The 16,210-nt window shown below is 71.2% G+C and carries 17 protein-coding genes; 13 read left to right on the forward strand and 4 right to left on the reverse strand.

Going from position 1 to position 16,210, the window contains the following annotated elements:
* Nucleotides 1-4: 4 nt before the first annotated feature.
* Nucleotides 5-829, reverse strand: a complete 825-nt coding sequence (locus ABZ738_RS19020) for an IclR family transcriptional regulator (protein ID WP_236145837.1) — start codon at nucleotides 827-829, stop codon at nucleotides 5-7.
* Nucleotides 830-997: 168 nt separating this feature from the next.
* Here ABZ738_RS19020 and ABZ738_RS19025 point away from each other — a divergent pair, with 168 nt between their 5' ends.
* The 12 genes from ABZ738_RS19025 to ABZ738_RS19080 are packed head-to-tail and all read left to right on the forward strand — an operon-like array spanning nucleotide 998 to nucleotide 11,196.
* Nucleotides 998-3,016 (forward strand): hydantoinase B/oxoprolinase family protein, encoded by a 2,019-nt coding sequence (locus ABZ738_RS19025; protein ID WP_131054368.1) that lies wholly within the window; start codon nucleotides 998-1,000, stop codon nucleotides 3,014-3,016.
* Nucleotides 3,013-3,993 carry a tRNA U-34 5-methylaminomethyl-2-thiouridine biosynthesis protein gene (locus ABZ738_RS19030; protein ID WP_131054367.1) on the forward strand — a complete coding sequence of 327 codons (981 nt, stop codon included), beginning with the start codon at nucleotides 3,013-3,015 and terminating at the stop codon, nucleotides 3,991-3,993. Before ABZ738_RS19025 ends, ABZ738_RS19030 begins: the two co-directional genes overlap by 4 nt.
* A complete protein-coding gene (locus tag ABZ738_RS19035) occupies nucleotides 3,986-4,825 on the forward strand; it encodes a 2-amino-5-chlorophenol 1,6-dioxygenase subunit alpha (RefSeq protein ID WP_357214820.1) in 840 nt (279 codons plus the stop codon). Before ABZ738_RS19030 ends, ABZ738_RS19035 begins: the two co-directional genes overlap by 8 nt.
* Nucleotides 4,826-4,835: 10 nt before the next feature.
* Nucleotides 4,836-5,126 (forward strand): BMC domain-containing protein, encoded by a 291-nt coding sequence (locus tag ABZ738_RS19040; RefSeq protein ID WP_117230022.1) that lies wholly within the window; start codon nucleotides 4,836-4,838, stop codon nucleotides 5,124-5,126.
* Between the two features lie 22 nt (nucleotides 5,127-5,148).
* On the forward strand, nucleotides 5,149-5,475 hold the full coding sequence (locus ABZ738_RS19045; protein ID WP_176093608.1) for a BMC domain-containing protein: 327 nt from the start codon (nucleotides 5,149-5,151) through the stop codon (nucleotides 5,473-5,475).
* Entirely contained in the window at nucleotides 5,475-5,750 is a 276-nt protein-coding gene (locus ABZ738_RS19050; protein WP_131053137.1) for a EutN/CcmL family microcompartment protein, read from the forward strand. Before ABZ738_RS19045 ends, ABZ738_RS19050 begins: the two co-directional genes overlap by 1 nt.
* Nucleotides 5,751-5,768: 18 nt before the next feature.
* Entirely contained in the window at nucleotides 5,769-7,280 is a 1,512-nt protein-coding gene (locus ABZ738_RS19055; RefSeq protein WP_176093607.1) for a 2-hydroxymuconic semialdehyde dehydrogenase, read from the forward strand.
* On the forward strand, nucleotides 7,277-8,071 hold the full coding sequence (locus tag ABZ738_RS19060) for a fumarylacetoacetate hydrolase family protein (protein ID WP_357214826.1): 795 nt from the start codon (nucleotides 7,277-7,279) through the stop codon (nucleotides 8,069-8,071). The genes ABZ738_RS19055 and ABZ738_RS19060 overlap by 4 nt, the downstream gene beginning before the upstream one ends.
* Nucleotides 8,068-9,000 carry an acetaldehyde dehydrogenase (acetylating) gene (locus tag ABZ738_RS19065; RefSeq protein WP_357214829.1) on the forward strand — a complete coding sequence of 311 codons (933 nt, stop codon included), beginning with the start codon at nucleotides 8,068-8,070 and terminating at the stop codon, nucleotides 8,998-9,000. Before ABZ738_RS19060 ends, ABZ738_RS19065 begins: the two co-directional genes overlap by 4 nt.
* The gene (gene dmpG / locus ABZ738_RS19070) at nucleotides 8,997-10,034 is read left to right on the forward strand and encodes a 4-hydroxy-2-oxovalerate aldolase (RefSeq protein ID WP_131053141.1); all 1,038 of its coding nucleotides are present in this window, start codon (nucleotides 8,997-8,999) and stop codon (nucleotides 10,032-10,034) included. Before ABZ738_RS19065 ends, dmpG begins: the two co-directional genes overlap by 4 nt.
* Nucleotides 10,031-10,762: a fumarylacetoacetate hydrolase family protein gene (locus ABZ738_RS19075; RefSeq protein WP_131053142.1), complete on the forward strand. Its 732-nt coding sequence runs from the start codon at nucleotides 10,031-10,033 to the stop codon at nucleotides 10,760-10,762. Before dmpG ends, ABZ738_RS19075 begins: the two co-directional genes overlap by 4 nt.
* Nucleotides 10,759-11,196 (forward strand): RidA family protein, encoded by a 438-nt coding sequence (locus ABZ738_RS19080; RefSeq protein ID WP_236145723.1) that lies wholly within the window; start codon nucleotides 10,759-10,761, stop codon nucleotides 11,194-11,196. The genes ABZ738_RS19075 and ABZ738_RS19080 overlap by 4 nt, the downstream gene beginning before the upstream one ends.
* 72 nt (nucleotides 11,197-11,268) lie before the next feature.
* On the opposite strand, the gene ABZ738_RS19085 is transcribed toward ABZ738_RS19080, so the two are convergent.
* Nucleotides 11,269-12,159 carry an NmrA/HSCARG family protein gene (locus tag ABZ738_RS19085; protein ID WP_131053143.1) on the reverse strand — a complete coding sequence of 297 codons (891 nt, stop codon included), beginning with the start codon at nucleotides 12,157-12,159 and terminating at the stop codon, nucleotides 11,269-11,271.
* An 87-nt stretch (nucleotides 12,160-12,246) separates the two neighbouring features.
* Between ABZ738_RS19085 and ABZ738_RS19090 the strand changes: the two genes are divergently transcribed.
* Complete coding sequence (locus ABZ738_RS19090) at nucleotides 12,247-12,783, forward strand: TetR/AcrR family transcriptional regulator (RefSeq protein ID WP_131053144.1); 537 nt, start codon at nucleotides 12,247-12,249, stop codon at nucleotides 12,781-12,783.
* Nucleotides 12,784-12,790: 7 nt separating this feature from the next.
* Here the strand turns inward: ABZ738_RS19090 and ABZ738_RS19095 are convergent, their stop codons facing one another.
* Together ABZ738_RS19095 and ABZ738_RS19100 are read right to left on the reverse strand one after the other, a co-directional pair.
* Nucleotides 12,791-13,270, reverse strand: a complete 480-nt coding sequence (locus ABZ738_RS19095) for a sigma-70 family RNA polymerase sigma factor (protein ID WP_357214835.1) — start codon at nucleotides 13,268-13,270, stop codon at nucleotides 12,791-12,793.
* Between the two features lie 119 nt (nucleotides 13,271-13,389).
* Complete coding sequence (locus ABZ738_RS19100; RefSeq protein WP_357214838.1) at nucleotides 13,390-16,137, reverse strand: AAA family ATPase; 2,748 nt, start codon at nucleotides 16,135-16,137, stop codon at nucleotides 13,390-13,392.
* Nucleotides 16,138-16,210: the final 73 nt, after the last annotated feature.

Raw genomic sequence — 16,210 nt, forward strand, 5'->3', positions numbered from 1 at the left:
CGGGTCAGTCGCCCCACACGTCGCCGAAGCCGTACCCGAGTTGCCGGGACAGCTCGTCGGCGGTGCGGCGGGCCGCCGCGGCCAGCTGCGTCACCCGGGCCTCGTCGAGGCGGAAGATCGGGCCGGAGACGCTGATCGCGCCGGTGACCCGGCCGTGGCGGTCGCGCACCGGCGCGGCCACGACCCGCAGTCCCTCCTCGCTCTCCTGGTCGTTGAGCGCCCAGCCCTGCTCGCGGACGGTCGCCATCCGGGACACGAACGTCTCCAGGTCGGTGATCGTGTTCGCGGTCAGCGCGGTGAAGGGTGCGTCGGCCAGCGTCGCGCGCAGCGCGGCGTCGTCCTGGTCGATCAGCAGCGCCTTGCCGGCGGCGCTGCACCACAGCGGGATACGCCGGCCCAGCCGGGAGACGAGCTGCAGGTTGCGGGTGCCCTGCACGACGTGGATGGAGATCGCGTCGAGGTCCTCCAGGACCGACAGGTTGACGCTCTCGCCCTCCTCCTCGGCCAGCCGGTGCACCAGGGGACGGGCGAGGGTGTGCAGGTCCAGGCCGGCGAGGTAGCGCGCGCCGAGTTCGAAGACGGTGACCCCGAGCCGGTAGTTGCCGTTGTCCTCGTTGCGGTGCAGGAAACCGGCGTCGGCCAGCGCCCGGAACAGCCGGCTGGCGGTCGACTTGTGTAGGCCGAGCTCGCGGCTGACGTCGCTGACCTTGCGTTCGGCGTCGTTGCCACGGAAGGCGAGCAGCACGCTGAGGGCGCGGTCGAGTGCCTGTGTGCCGGACTCGCGGGGCGTCGGCGCGTCGTCCGGGCTGGTCTCAGTGGCGTACGACATCTTGCTTCCCACCTTCTCGGTTGCTAGGTTTCATAATATAACCCTAGGACCACAATATGGTCCAGCGCGTTATGGTCCACCCGAAGAGATGGCCCACCCACGGTGGCCCATCCCAGATGGTCCGTTCTCCCACCACCGGGATCGAGCCGGAACCAGTGAGGCATCCGCATGACTGTGAACCCGATCGACCTGGAAGTCGTCACCGAAGGTCTCATCTCGATCGTCCGGGAGATGCGACAAACGATCTTCCGTACCGCGCACTCGCCGGTGATCGCCGACGCGCAGGACTTCTCCTGCGCACTGTTCGACCCCGAGGGACAGATGGTCGCCCAGGGCCGGGACATGCCCGGCCACGTCATCGCCATGCCGGCCTCGGTCGCCGAGATCTTCGCCGACTTCGCCGACGAGATGCGCCCCGGTGACCTCTACATCGTCAACGACCCCTATCGCGGTGGCAGCCACCTCAACGACGTCACCCTGATCAGCCCGGTCTTCGTCGACGACCAGCTCTTCCTCTTCCCGTGCGTCCGCATGCACTGGGCCGACATCGGCGGCATGACCCCGGGCAGCGTCTCCGGCCAGGCCACCGAGATCCTCCAGGAGGGGCTGCGGATCCCCCCGATCAAGCTCATCGAGCAGGGGCGACCCAACCGGGCCGCGTTCGACATCGTCTTCGCCAACGTCCGGATGGCCGAGGAACGCCGGGGCGACCTGGAATCCAGCATCGCCGCCTGCCACACCGCCGAACGGCGCCTGCGCGAACTCGTCGCCCGGCACGGCACCGACCTGATCCTCGAATCCGTCGCCGCCAACATGGACCGCACCGAGCACCGCCTGCGCACCATGATCCAGGCGCTGCCCGACGGCACCTACCGCTACGAGGACTACCTCGACCTCTACACCGACGGACACTACGACGCCGCCATCGTGCGCTGCGCGCTCACCATCGACGGCGACGAGATCGAGGCCGACTTCCGCGGCTCGTCGACCCAGGTCGCCGCCGTGGTCAACTCCTCGCGGGCGATGACCGTCGCCGGTGTCTTCATCGCCGTCAAGTCCGCCCTGGACCCCGGCGGCCTGGTCAACCACGGCGCCTTCCGGCCCCTGCGGGTGCACACCGAACCCGGCACCGTCGTGCACGTCAGCTACCCGGCCCCGGCAAACGCCCACAGCGAGGTCCGCAAACGCGTCATCTCGGCCGTGATGGCCGCACTGAGCCAGGTGGCACCCGACCTCATCGCCGCCGACCAGTTCGGCACCACCTTCCAGAACCTCATCGGTGGCGTCGACGAACACACCGGCCGGCCCTACCTCTACTACGACTACCCGGCCGGCGGCAACGGCGGATTCCTCGAATCCGACGGGCCCAGCGCCATGAACCCCGTCGACCTCGGCGACATCTCCACCATCCAGTCCGTCGAACGACTGGAGACCGAGATCCCGATCCTCGTCGAGGCCTGCGAACTGCGCACCGGCTCCAGCGGCGACGGCGCACGCCGAGGCGGACTCGGCAGCCGCCGCGAGACCCGCCTGCTGGCCAGCGGCGGCGCGTACTCGGTGCAGACCGACCGCACCACCGTCCCGCCCTACGGCCTGCGGCACGGCGGCCCCGGCGCGCCCACCGTGACCCACATCCGGCGGGGCGACGGCGAACGCGTCGACTTCGCCACCCCCGGCAAGGTCGCCGGCTTCCCGATGCGCACCGGAGACCTGCTGGTCATGGAGTCCGCCGGCGGCGGAGGCTGGGGCGACCCGCTGGACCGGCTGCCCGAGCACGTCGCCGACGACGTCACCCAGGAGTACCTGACCGCAGCCGAAGCACGACAGCGCTACGGCGTCGAACTCGACGCCGACGGCCGGGTCGACCCCACCGCGACCGCCGCCACCCGGGAACGGCTCCGCGACCAGCGACGCTGGCTGCGGACCACCGTCACCACCCAGCCGGCCTACACCGGCCAGCGCGGCCAGCGACGCCTGGCCTACGTCGCCCCCGACAGCGGCCTGGCCGAGGACACCCTCGTCGAGGTCCACGGCGGACATCCCGCGCCGCTGCGGGCCTGGATCCGACACGACACCGCACTGGCCGCCGACGAACTCGCCCTCGACGACGACGGGCTGCAGATCCTCGGCACCGCCCCACACGACCGCTCCCACGTGCGGGTACTACGCGGGGAAGGACGCTCATGAGCAAGGTCTTCCGGGTGCCGGTCACACCGGCCCGTGGCGGTGCCACCACCGCCCCACGCACCCCGTCACCGACCACCACGGCACGACGGTGCGGCATCGTCGCCGGCTGCCTCAGCCCGCACCCGCCCCACCTGATCTACGCCGAGAACCCGCCACAGAACGAACCACGCTCCACCGGCGGCTGGGAGACGCTGCGCTGGGCGTACGAGCGCCTGCGCACACGGATCCGCGAGGTCCACAAACCCGACGTACTCATCGTGCACGCCCCGCACTGGATCACCATGGTCGGTCACCACGTCAACTGCGTGCCCAACCCGCGCGGCACCTCCGTCGAACCGATCTTCCCGCACCTGTTCCGCTACCACTACGACTTCCGCACCGACGTCGAACTCGGCGAGGCCATCGCCGAGGAGGCCAACGGACTCGGCCTGGTCACCCGCACCCTGCACGACCCCCGCGTCCGCGTCGACTACGCCACCATCGGCGCCCTGCACCTCGCGAACCCGGCCTGGGACATCCCCGTGGTCTCCCTCTCGGCCAACAACAACCCGTACTTCTACTCGGACGCCTCCCTGGAGGAGATGGAGGTCCTCGGCGAAGCCACCCGACGGGCCGTCGAAGCCACCGGCCGCCGCGCGGTCCTGCTCGCCTCCAACTCGTTGTCGCACCTGCACTGGCACGAGGAACCGGAGCTGCCCGAGGACATGGAACGGGAACACCCCTACAACAACCACCAGTACCGGTGGGACATGAAACTGCTCGAAGCGATCCGGCGCGGACCGACCGCACCGCTGCGCGAACTCATCCCCGAACACATCGAGGCCACCGCCAGCGAGACCAAGGCCGGCAGCCTCACCTGGATGCTCGCCGCGATGGGCTGGCCCAAGGTCGCCGGCGACGTACTCGGCTACGGCACGATCATCGGCACCGGCAACGCGGTCGTCGAGTGGGTGCCCGAGGGGAACCACCATGGCTGACCGGACCGGAATCGTCGCCGGCGCACTGCTGCCCGGCATGCCGCACCTGCTCGCCGGACACGCCGCACCGAGCTGGTCGGCACTGGCCGACGCCGCCCGCGACGTGGGCGCCCGGCTACGCCGACTCGAACCCGACGTGGTGCTGCTGCTCTCCACCCAGTGGTTCACCGTCCTGGGCCACCAGTTCCAGTGCGACCCCAACCCGCGCGGCCAGCACGTCGACGAGAACTGGTACGCCTACGACTACGGCCTGCTCGACTACGACCTCCGCTTCGACGTCGACTTCACGGAACGCTGGGCCGCCCGGGTCCAGTCCGACGGACTCCAGGCCCGACGGACCCGCTACGACGGATTCCCGATCGACACCGGCACCATCGTCACCTCCGCACTGCTCGACCCCGAGCGGAAGCTGCGGTGGGCGCAGGTCTCCTGCAACCTCTACGCCGACGCCGACACCCTTGCCGCCGTCGGACGCGCCGGCGCCACCGCCGCCCGTGACGCCGGACTGCGCGCCGCTGTCGTCGTGGTGACCGGGATGTCCTCCGGGCTCATCCAGGAGTGGATCGAACCCGACCAGGACCGCATCGGCGCACCCGCCCACGAGCAGTGGAACACCCGGATCCTCGACCTGCTCACCGCCGGCAAGATCGACGAAGCCCTCACCGTCCGCGAGGAGTTCGCCCGGCAGGCCCAGGCCGACAGCCAGTTCCGGGCCCTGGCCTTCGCCGCCGGCGCCGGGGCGAGCACCGGCCCGGCACACCTGCACTCCTACGGCCCCATCTGGGGCACCGGCGGCGCCGTCCTGTCCTGGAACCTGCCAGACCACCACTAGAGGAGAGAGCATGCGGAACACAGCCGTGGGCTTCGTCGAAGCCGAAGGCTTCACCCCCATCTTCGACGCCGTCGACGCGATGGTGAAGGCCACCGAGGTCGAGGTCACCAAGGTCGTCCGGCTCGGCGGCGGCATCATCGCCGTCGCCGTCCGCGGTGACCTCGCCACCGTCGAGGAGGCCGTCGACATCGGCGAGGAGACCGCCCGGGCCAAGAGCCGCTCGGTGCGCTCGATCGTCTTCGCCAGCCCCTGCGACGCCGTCAGCGCGCTGGCGGCCGACCCCCAACTCGTCGGCAACTGACAGCCGGTAAGGAGACCCAGACATGTCCTCCGACATCGCCATCGGCATCGTCGAGACCCGCGGCGTCGTCGCCCTCTCCGCGGGCATCGAAGCCATGATCAAGACCGCCGACGTCCGCTGCGTCGGCGTCGAACGAGTCACCAGCGGCTACCTCGCCGTCGCCGTACGCGGCACCCTCGCCGCCGTGCGGCAGGCGGTCGCCGCCGGCGAGGCCGCCATCCGCGCCCACGGCGACCTGCGCAGCTCGCAGGTCTACCCCAAACCGCACCCGACCACGGCGGCGCTGCTCGACAACCCCGAGACGGCCCGGATCCGCGAGGTCATGGCCAGCCTGCGCGGGGAAGCCTGATGGTGCTCGGCGAGGTCGTCGGCAAGGTGTGGGCGGACCGCATCCTGCCCTCGCTGCAGGGCCGACGCCTCGTCCTGGTCCGGGTCCGGCCCGACGGCTCCGAGCTGGTCGCCGTCGACCCGCTCAACGTCGGCGTCGGCACCACCGTGCTGGTCGTCACCGACGAGGCAGCCGCCTCGGTGACCGGCGAGTCCACCGTCGACGCCGCCGTGGTCGCCCTGGTGGCCGATCCCGGCACCGCCGAAGCCCCCGACCCCGCGCCCACCACGTCCTGACCGAAAGGCACGCCTGTGATGACCGACGGGCTCTGGTCCCCGAGTCTGCTCGCCGGCCGACCGGCCGGCGAGCCGACCGTCCTGCCGAACTTCGTCGACGGCGTATTCGACACCTCCGGCACGCGCTTCGCCAAGGTCTCCCCGGTGACCGGCGAGACCATCCGCTACGTCGCCGAGGCCGACCGGTCCACGGTGGACGCCGCGGTGGCCGCCGCCCGCTCGGCGCTACGGGGGCCCTGGGGCCGGATGGGGGAGCGGGAGCGGGCCGCGGTCCTCTACCGGGTCGCCGACGAGCTGGAACGCCGCTTCGACGACCTGGTGGCGGCGGAGGTCGGTGACACCGGCAAGTCCATCTCGCAGGCCCGCACCCTCGACATCCCCCGTGGCGCGGCGAACTTCCGCGCGTTCGCCGAGATCGTGTCGACCACCCCGACGGAGTCCTTCACGACCCCGACCCCCACCGGCGGACGCGCCCTGAACTACGCCGTACGCAAACCGGTCGGTGTGGTCGCGGTCATCGTGCCCTGGAACCTGCCGCTGCTGCTGCTGACCTGGAAGGTGGCCCCGGCCCTCGCCTGCGGCAACACCGTGGTGGTCAAACCCTCCGAGGAGACGCCGTCGTCGGCGACACTGCTGGCCGAGGTGATGGCGGCGGCCGGAGTGCCCGACGGTGTCTTCAACGTCGTGCACGGCTTCGGACCCGACTCGGCGGGGGAGTTCCTGACCCAGCATCCGGACGTCGACGCGATCACCTTCACCGGCGAGTCGGCCACCGGCCAGACGATCATGCGGGCGGCGGCCGACGGCGTGAAGGCGGTCTCCTTCGAACTGGGCGGCAAGAACGCCGGCCTGGTCTTCGCCGACGCCGACCTCGACGCCGCGATCGAGGGCTCGGTGCGCTCCTCGTTCACCAACGGCGGCCAGGTGTGTCTCTGCACCGAACGACTGCTCGTGCAGCGACCGGTGTTCGACGAGTTCGTGAGCCGGCTCGCCGCCCGCGCCGACGAGCTGACCTTCGGCTGGCCCGCCGACGAGGCGACGGCGAACATGCCGCTGATCTCCCACGCCCACCAGGACAAGGTGCTCGGCTACTACGACCTGGCCCGGACCGAGGGCGCCACGGTGCTCGCCGGCGGTGACATACCGACCTTCGCCGACGCCCGCGACGGCGGCGCCTACGTCCGTCCCACCGTCCTGACCGGCCTGGGGCCCGACGCCCGCGTCAACCGGGAGGAGGTCTTCGGCCCGGTCTGCCACGTGGCGCCGTTCGACGACGAGGACGAGGCGTTCGACCTGGCCAACGACAGCGACTACGGCCTGGCCGCCACCGTCTGGACCCGCGACGTGGGCCGCGCCCACCGGGCCGGCACGCGCCTGGAGACCGGCATCGTCTGGGTCAACACGTGGTTCCTTCGGGACCTGCGCACCCCGTTCGGCGGGGCCAAGGCCTCCGGTGTCGGCCGTGAGGGCGGCACCCACTCCCTGAACTTCTACTCCGAACTGACAAACGTCTGTGTGGATCTGTCATGAGTGATGTCGCCCGGTCCGCCCGACTGCTGCGGACCGCCTACGAGACGCATACCCCCGTCGCGCCGCTGCGCGGCGACCTGATCCCGGTCGGCGACGTCGACGCCGCATACCAGGTGCAGCAGGCACAGGTCGCCGAGTGGGAGGCGGCGGGTCGCCGCCGGGTCGGCGCGAAGATCGGCCTGACGTCCTCCGCCGTCCAGCAGGCCTTCGGCGTCTATCAGCCCGACTTCGGGGTGCTCTTCGCCGACATGGCGGTCCCGGACGGCACCGAGATCGACGTCGGTCGGCTGCTGCAACCCCGGGTGGAGGCCGAGGTCGCCTTCGTGCTCGGCGCCGACCTGCCGTTCACGCAGGTGACACCCGCCGACGTGATCCGGGCCACCGACCACGTCCTGCCCGCGATCGAGATCGTCGACTCCCGGATCACCGGCTGGGACATCTCCATCGTGGACACCGTCGCCGACAACGCCTCCTCCGGACTCTTCGTGCTCGGCAACCAGCCCCGCACGCTGGCGGACGTCGACCTCCGCCTGGCCGGGATGGTCCTCGAACACGCCGGCGAACCGGTCTCGGTCGGGGCGGGCGCCGCCTGCCTCGGCAACCCCGTCCACGCGGTGGCCTGGCTCGCACAGACCCTGGCCGGCGCGGGCACTCCGCTGGCCGCCGGGGACATCGTCCTGTCCGGCGCACTCGGACCGATGGTGCCGGTCACCGCCGGGGCGACGTACGAGGCGCGGATCTCCGGCCTGGGCTCGGTCCGGGCCTGCTTCAGCCCGGGGGAGGCGGCATGACCGGGGTGGCCGTGATCGGGCCGGGGAACATCGGCACCGACCTGATGATCAAGGTTCTGCGCCTGTCGGAGTCGCTGCGGATGACGGCGATGGTCGGCGTCGACCCGGCCTCCGACGGCCTCGCCAGAGCCCGCCGGCTCGGCGTGGCCACCACCGCCGACGGGATCGACGGGCTGCTGACGATGCCGGAGTTCGCCGACGTCGGGGTCGTGTTCGACGCCACGTCTGCCGGATCGCACCGCCGCCACGCCGCGCTGCTGCGCGAGCACGGCCGGCTGGTGGTGGACCTGACCCCGGCCGCCGTCGGCCCGTACGTGGTGCCGCCGGTCAACCTCGGCGAGCACCTCGACGAGCCCAACGTGAACATGGTGACCTGCGGCGGGCAGGCGACCGTCCCCGTCGTCGCCGCCGTCGGCCAGGTGACACCCGTGCACTACGCGGAGATCGTCGCGTCGATCGCCTCCCGGTCGGCGGGCCCCGGCACCCGGGCCAACATCGACGAGTTCACCGAGACGACGGCGCGGGCGATCGAGGTCGTCGGCGGCGCCCGCCGTGGCAAGGCGATCATCGTGTTGAACCCGGCGGAACCACCGATGATGATGCGCGACACCGTCTACTGCCTCTGCCCCGACCAGGACGTCGACCAGGACGCCGTCACCGCGTCGATCGAGACCATGGTCGCCACCGTCGCCGGATACGTGCCCGGCTACCGGCTGAAACAACGCGTGCAGTTCGACCACGTCGACACGTACGTGCCCGCGCTGGGCACCCGGTTCACCGGCGTACAGGTGTCGGTGTTCCTGGAGGTGTCCGGTGCCGGGCACTACCTGCCCGCGTACGCCGGCAACCTCGACATCATGACCTCCGCCGCACTGCGCACGGCGGAACGGATGGTCGAATTCCGCACCGATCGGAAGGTGCCGGCATGACCCGGCTCTATCTGCAGGACGTGACACTGCGCGACGGCATGCACGCCGTCCGGCACCAGTTCACCGTCGACCAGGTCCGTACGATCGCCGCCGCCCTCGACGCGGCCGGGGTCGCGGCGATCGAGGTCGCCCACGGCGACGGCCTGGCCGGCTCCAGCGTCAACTACGGGCACGGCGCCGCATCCGACGCGGACTGGATCGCCGCGGCGGCCGAGGCGGTCACCACCGCGAGACTGACCACCCTCCTGCTGCCCGGCATCGGCACCATCGCCGACCTGAAGGCCGCCCGCGACCTGGGCGTGACCAGCGTACGGATCGCCACGCACTGCACCGAGGCGGACATCTCGGCGCAGCACATCGGATGGGCGCGCGACAACGGCATGGACGTGTCCGGGTTCCTGATGATGGCGCACATGAACGACCCGGTGGCGCTGGCGACCCAGGCGAAGCTGATGGAGTCCTACGGCGCGCACTGCGTCTACGTCACCGATTCCGGCGGCCGGCTGCTGACCCGCGACGTCGCCGAGCGCGTCGACGCGTACCGCCAGGTCCTCGATCCGGCCACGCAGATCGGCATCCACGCGCACCACAACCTCTCCCTCGGCGTGGCCAACAGCGTCGCCGCCGTGGAGCACGGCACCACCCGGATCGACGCCTCCCTGGCCGGGCACGGCGCCGGCGCCGGCAACGCCCCCCTGGAGGTGTTCGCCGCCGTCGCCGAACTCCACGGCTGGGACCACGGCTGCGACGTGTTCGCGCTGATGGACGCCGCCGACGACCTGGTCCGGCCGGTGCAGGACCGGCCGGTCCGCGTCGACCGGGAGACGCTGAGCCTCGGCTACGCCGGGGTCTACTCCAGCTTCCTGCGCCACGCCGAGCGGGCCTCGCAGCGCTACGGGATCGACGTCCGCTCGATCCTCGTCGAGTTGGGTCGCCGCCGCATGGTCGGCGGACAGGAAGACATGATCGTCGACGTCGCCCTCGACCTGGTCGCTGCCACCGACCGGACCACCGCGACCGGAGGAAGCCGATGAGCACCACCGACCACCTCGCCCGACGCCTCGACGACGCGGCGACCAGCCGTACCGCGATCCCGCAGATCGGCACCGACGCCGAGCTGGACGTACCCACCGCCTACCGGGTGCAGCAGGCCGTGGTCGCCCACCGCCTCTCGCGCGGCGAGCGTCCCGTCGGCCTGAAGCTCGGGCTGACCAGCCGGGCCAAGATGGCACAGATGGGCGTCGACGAGGTCATCTGGGGCCGGCTCACCGACGCCATGCGCATCCCCGACGGCGGCACGCTCCGGCTCTCCGCGCACCTCCACCCCAAGGTCGAGCCGGAGGTCGCCTTCCTCGTCCACGGCGGCGCGATCACGGCGGTCGCGCCGGCCCTCGAGGTCATCGACTCCCGGTACGTCGACTTCCGCTTCACCCTGCCCGAGGTCATCGCCGACAACACCTCGGCCAGCGGTTTCGTCCTCGGTGCCTGGCAGCCGGTGCCGGACGGGATCGACAACCTCGGTGTGCTGATGGAGGTCGACGGGCGACCCGTCCAGATCGGATCCACCGCCGCGATCCTCGGCGATCCCCGCCGGGCACTCGCCGAGGCGGTCCGGCTCGCCGCCGCCAGCGGCGTGGAACTGGCCGACGGTGCGGTCCTGCTCGCCGGCGCGGCCACCGCCGCCGTGCCGCTGCGGGCCGGATCACACGTCCGGGTCACCGTCGACACGCTCGGCACCGCGTCCCTGCGGGTCGCGTCGTGACCCCGCCCCGAGAGAACGGCGCACGACACGACGGTGTGGTGCCCGGCAAGGCCACGCCGCGCGGCCGGTTCCCGCATGTCAAGGTCGCCGGTGACCTGATCTTCGTCTCGGGTACGTCCAGCCGCCGGCCGGACAACACGATCGTCGGTGCCGCGGCGGACCCGATGGGCGTCACGGACCTCGACATCCGCGCGCAGACCCGCGCCGTCATCGACAACATCCGCGACATCCTGCACTCCGTCGGGGCCGACCTCGACGACCTCGTCCAGCTCACCACCTACCTGGTGAGCATGAACGACTTCGGCGGCTACAACGAGGTCTACGCCGAGTACTTCGACGAGACCGGCCCCACCCGCACCACCGTCGCCGTGCACCAGCTTCCCCACCCGTACCTGCTCATCGAGATCCAGGCGGTGGCCCGACGGCGGTCCTGACCTCGACCGGGTGGGCGACCTCGTCGGGCTTGCCGGGCCGGCTGTCCCGCAGCCGGCCCGGCACCCGAGCGGTCAGGCGAAGGTGCGACGGGCCCAGGTGCGGAAGTCGGTGGTGGGCAGGCCGAGTGCCTGGGCGATCTCCGGTCGGGCGGGGGTGCCGTTCTCGTTGATCTGCTCGACAGTCCTGATCATGAATGGTGGCAGGCCGCGCGTCACCGCCTCCTGCGGGGTGAGGACCGGCGCGGTGACGGTCCGGCCGGTCACCTCGCTGAGGATCGCGGCGACCTCGGTCATGGTGCGCATGTCGCCGGCGAGTTCCACCTCCTTGCCGTCGAGCGTGCCCGGTCCGGTGAAGGCGGTCGCTGCGGCGGCACCGATGTCGTCGACGGCGATCCAGGCGATGCGAGTGTCCTCGGCGAAGCCGGTGACGATGGTGCCGCTGGACCAGTCGCCGAACAGGAAGGACTTCTCCAGCAGGTTCTCCATGAAGGTCGCGGGCTTGAGGACGGTCCAGCGGGCGAATCCGCCGGTGCGGACCAGTTCGTCGATCTCCGCCTTGCTCTCCCAGTAGTGCCGGTCCCAGCGGCCCTCGGCCCAGCCCGGCTGGTTGCGGTGGAAGTCACCGGCACCGGCGACGCTGCTGTGGACGAACTGCGGCACCCCGGCCCTGCGTGCGGCCTCGACGAGGTGCCGCCCCCGGCGCAGTTCGGCATCGCCCTGCAGATCGGTGAGATCCGGGAAGGGGATGGAGAAGACGCCGTCCACTCCGCGTGCTGCGGCGAGGAGCGAGGCGGGGTCGTCCAGGTCGCCCCGGACCAGTTCGGCGCCGCGTTCGCGGAGGGCGAGTGCGGTGGCGGCGGTGGTGTCGCGGACCAGGGCGCGTACCGCGACGCCCCGGTCGAGCAGGGCCCGGGCGGTGGCGCCGCCCTGCTTGCCGGTGGCACCGATGACAAGGACGGCCATGTCTCCTCCTCGGAACAAGTGGGGTGGCACCCCACTTCATGTCGGCTACGATATGGGGGCACACCCCACTTATCCAAACGGCAGGCGATGAGAGCTGACGCACAACGCAACCGCGCGCTGATCGTCACGGCGGCCAGCGAGGCGGTCGCCCGGGACGGCGCGTACGCGTCGCTGGAGGAGATCGCCCGAGCCGCCGGCGTGGGCTCGGCGACCCTGCACCGGCACTTCCCGTCCCGCTGGGCGCTGCTGGAGGCGGTCTTCCACGACCGCGTCGAGGCGCTCTGTGCCCGCGCCGGCGACCTGTCGACCGGGCCGGACGCCCGCGAGGCACTGACGACCTGGCTGTGCGAGCTGGCGGTCTACAGCACGACCACCCGCGGCCTGGTCACCTCCCTGCTCAGGGCGCCACAGGAGAGCGAGTCCTGCTCCGCGATGCTCGTGGCGGCCGGCGAACCGCTGCGGCGTCGCGCCGCCGAGGAGGGGACCGTGCGCGCGGACGTCGAGATGATCGACCTGGTGACCCTCGTCAAGGCGATCGCACTGGCAGCGGAATCCACAAGCGCGACCGAGGCGGAGCGGTTGGTGCGACTCGCCCTGGAAGGAATCAGCCCCTCCCGGCGGTGAACGACCCTCAGGTGTTCATCAGCGAATCGCGCAGATGTCGTACCGCATAATGGGCGCGCGATTTGACCGTACCGGCGGGAATGCCGAGCGCGGCGGCAGCCTCGTCGACGGAATGGCCATGCACGTACAGTTCCACCAGGACGGACCGGTGGGTGGCGCCGAGTTCGCCGACGGCGCGTCGCAACGTGAGTGACGCGATCGCCGTCTCCGCCGCGTTGACCGAGTGCGCGAGGTCCGCCTCGGCGATGCCGACCTCGACGGGCCGTCTCTGCCGTCTGCGGTACGCATCGATCGCGAGACGCCGCGCGACGGTGAACAGCCAGCGCCGTTGCGGCTCCGGGCCCGGCGGCATCTGGTCCAGACTGCGCCAGGCCCGGAGCATCGTCTCCTGCAGCAGGTCCTCGGCGGTGCAGAGGGACCCCGGTGGGGTCAGCCTCCGCAGGTAGTGCAGCAGCGCGCCACCGTTGTCGCGGTGCAGGTCCCGCATGAGATCCTCGGTGGCGGTGACTGTCGACATCGAATTCCCCGTCCAGTTCCAGCGCGTCGGGGAAAGCGTACGAGGTGCCTCTTAATTTCTACTTTATTGCCATTCAGTTGACCATTCCACTATTTCGGAAACTGCGCTGAAAGGGCGTCACGCAGTCCGGCACGCGCCGACACGCCGAGCTTCGGGAAGATGCGATAGAGATGGGCGCCGACCGTGCGGTGGGAGATATAGAGGCGCTCGGCGATCTGCTTGTTGGTGAGGCCGCTGGCGGCCAGTCCGGCGATCTCCAGCTCCTGACTGGTCAGACCGCCGAGACCGGTGGCCGGTTCCTCGGCGACGACCGGTCGGTAGCCGGTGGCGCGCAGCTCGGCTGCGGTACGGGCCAGCCACGGCTCGGCGCCCATCGCGGCGAAACCGTCGCGGGCCGCGAGGAGATGGTGGCGGGCTGCCGACGGATCCCGATGACGACGCAGTTTCTCGGCGTAGGCGAGCCGGATCCGCGACGCCTCGTACAGCCAGCGCTCGGAAGCCGGTTCGTCCAGGGTCTGCGCGAGCCGGGCGGCGGCGTCGTCGCCGTCGCTCACGAGCGCGTCGACGCCGTGCTGCAGCAGCCGCATGCGGGTCGACAGGGCGGCCACGTCCGCCTCGCGCATGGCCTTGGCGTGCGCCCGGGCCTCGGCGGTGCGCCCGGTCCGGACGGCGGCCTCCACCAGGTCGAACATCACGTACGTGCAGTTCGGCACGTACGGGGCGAGGACACCGGGAGGACTGGAAGCGGCGGCGTGCCGGTACGCGGACTCGAAGTCGCCCTGTGCGGCGGCGGCCAGCGCACGCGGGTGATGGGCGATGGCAGCCGCTCCCGCCACCCCGCGCGGTAGCGCCCAGTGGGTGATCTCGTCGGCCAGCTCGAAAGCCTCGCCGGACCGGCCCCGACCGGCCGCGACGATCGCGCGGTTGTACAGGAAGTACCACTTCAGGAACCCCAGACCGCTGTCACCGCAGACCTGCTGCGCCTCGACGGCCAACTCCTCGGTCTCGTCCCACCGGCCGGTGAGGAACCCGTCCAGACAGAGGTGCATCATCGCGGCCAACTGCCGCCGTGGTGCCCCGCCTTCGCGTCCCTGCCGCACGAGTCGCCACGAGTACTCGCGGTTCTCGCCCAACCGGTCCAGATAGACCGAGGCGGTGCCGATCCGCATGGCCCGGGTCAGATCCTCCTCCTCGGGCAACGACGCGATCAGCGCCTCCAGGTCTGCCACCGCCGCGGCACCGGTGCGCACCGGATCGGGGAAGGTCCTGCTCATCACCGAGAGGAGGTCGCTCGGACCCGGCGTGAACATCCCGAGAAGTCGATGGAAGACGGCCCAGTGGTCGGGACTGCCGGCATACCAGGACAGCAACAGCAGCGTGTGCATGGCCTCGTCGAGCGCCGGATCGTCCGCGCGCCAGCCGTGCTCGCCCGTCTCGATCGCGCCGGCGAGCAGACGGTGTGCGGTGTGCACGTCGCCGTCACCATTGATCATCAGCAGGGCCGCAGCGCCGGCGGCGTGCAGCGCACCGGCCGAGCCGACGCTCATCTCCCGCGACCGGGCGAGCAGGGTGGTCGCATCGCCGGAACCGCCGGCCTCCGCACCGATGTACGCCGCCTGCGCCAGTCGCCGTGCGGTGCTCTGCGGAGTGGCGCTCAGTTCGGCCGCACGCATCAGGGCGGCGATGGCAGCCAGCGAGTCGCCCCGCTGCATGACGCGATGGGATGCCTGCTCCAGTTCTGCCGCCACCGCCTCGTCCGGACCGGCGGTGGCGGCGGCCAGATGCCAGCTCCGACGTTCCGGATCGTCCGGCAACGCCTCGGCGATGGCCAGGTGAGCCCGGCACCGCTCCTCGTGCGTGGAGGACGCCACGATCGCCGACTGGATGAGGGGATGCCGGAAGGTGATGCGCCCGGTCGCGTCGTCGACCCGTACCAACTGGTGTCGTTCGGCCGGTGCCAGATGGGTCAGGTCGGTCATGCCGCGCAGGGTGCGGACGTCGCCGCTGCCCTCGAACGTGGCGAGCAACAGCAGCAGCCGGCTGGGCTCGGGCAGACCGGCGATGCGGTTGGCGAAGCCGGCCTGAAGCCGGTCGCTGAGCGGTACGACGTCGGCGAAGGCCGAGGGATGCGCCGCTCCGGCGAGGGTGGCCGGTAGCTCGACCAGGGCCAGCGGATTGCCCCGGGCGAGGTCGAGCAGGCGTCGCCGGGTGGGCGACGTCATGGTGGGGAAGTGCGAGTCCACCAGCCTGGCGGAGGCTTCGGTACTCAGCGGCTCGACAGTGACCTCGGTGAGGCCACGACGGTCGAGGAAGCTCTCGGTGCCGGTCCGGAAGGCGGCGATCACGCCGACCGGTGACCTCGCCACCCGCCGGGCGATGAAGCCGAGCGCGACGGCGCTGGACCGGTCGACCCACTGCACGTCGTCCACGATCAGCAGGACGGGCGCCTTCTTGGCGACGGTGGTGAGCAGAGACCGGGCGGCGTTGCAGACCAGCAGTGCCGCAGGCGTCGGGCCGGAGCCGAAACCGAGCGCGACGGTGAGCGCGTCGCGCAGTGCCGGGGGCAGCCGTCGAATCTCGGCGTACAGCGGTAGCAGTAGCTGGTTGAGCGAGGAGTAGCTGACGTCCGCCTCGAACTCCGAGCCGGACGCCCGCAACACCTGAAAGCCGGCGGCCTCGCCCAGGTCCGCCGCCGCGTCCAACAACGCCGACTTGCCGACACCGGGCTCGCCGCGCACCAACCGGACATCCCCGTCGCGCCGTACCGATTGCAGGAAGTGGCCGATGCACGCCAGCTCCACCTCGCGCCCGACCAACAGCTCATGCGATGACGTCACACCCGGAACGACGATCGCGGGCGGTCAGGGTTCAGTCGCCTTGCCGACGGACCTAAGCTGAGAGGCGTGATCA

The sequence above is a fragment of the Micromonospora sp. NPDC047793 genome, assembly GCF_040642635.1.
Lineage (GTDB): Bacteria > Actinomycetota > Actinomycetes > Mycobacteriales > Micromonosporaceae > Micromonospora.

Bases quoted from the DNA above. Each gene is read 5' to 3' on its own strand.
- ABZ738_RS19060 (WP_357214826.1), top strand. From the start codon at position 7,277: ATGAGTGATGTCGCCCGGTCCGCCCGACTGCTGCGGACCGCCTACGAG.
- ABZ738_RS19030 (WP_131054367.1), top strand. From the start codon at position 3,013: ATGAGCAAGGTCTTCCGGGTGCCGGTCACACCGGCCCGTGGCGGTGCC.
- ABZ738_RS19025 (WP_131054368.1), top strand. From the start codon at position 998: ATGACTGTGAACCCGATCGACCTGGAAGTCGTCACCGAAGGTCTCATC.
- ABZ738_RS19045 (WP_176093608.1), top strand. From the start codon at position 5,149: ATGTCCTCCGACATCGCCATCGGCATCGTCGAGACCCGCGGCGTCGTC.
- ABZ738_RS19090 (WP_131053144.1), top strand. From the start codon at position 12,247: ATGAGAGCTGACGCACAACGCAACCGCGCGCTGATCGTCACGGCGGCC.
- ABZ738_RS19055 (WP_176093607.1), top strand. From the start codon at position 5,769: ATGACCGACGGGCTCTGGTCCCCGAGTCTGCTCGCCGGCCGACCGGCC.
- ABZ738_RS19040 (WP_117230022.1), top strand. From the start codon at position 4,836: ATGCGGAACACAGCCGTGGGCTTCGTCGAAGCCGAAGGCTTCACCCCC.
- ABZ738_RS19085 (WP_131053143.1), bottom strand. From the start codon at position 12,159: ATGGCCGTCCTTGTCATCGGTGCCACCGGCAAGCAGGGCGGCGCCACC.
- ABZ738_RS19050 (WP_131053137.1), top strand. From the start codon at position 5,475: ATGGTGCTCGGCGAGGTCGTCGGCAAGGTGTGGGCGGACCGCATCCTG.
- ABZ738_RS19095 (WP_357214835.1), bottom strand. From the start codon at position 13,270: ATGCGGGACCTGCACCGCGACAACGGTGGCGCGCTGCTGCACTACCTG.
- dmpG (WP_131053141.1), top strand. From the start codon at position 8,997: ATGACCCGGCTCTATCTGCAGGACGTGACACTGCGCGACGGCATGCAC.
- ABZ738_RS19035 (WP_357214820.1), top strand. From the start codon at position 3,986: ATGGCTGACCGGACCGGAATCGTCGCCGGCGCACTGCTGCCCGGCATG.
- ABZ738_RS19020 (WP_236145837.1), bottom strand. From the start codon at position 829: ATGTCGTACGCCACTGAGACCAGCCCGGACGACGCGCCGACGCCCCGC.
- ABZ738_RS19075 (WP_131053142.1), top strand. From the start codon at position 10,031: ATGAGCACCACCGACCACCTCGCCCGACGCCTCGACGACGCGGCGACC.
- ABZ738_RS19065 (WP_357214829.1), top strand. From the start codon at position 8,068: ATGACCGGGGTGGCCGTGATCGGGCCGGGGAACATCGGCACCGACCTG.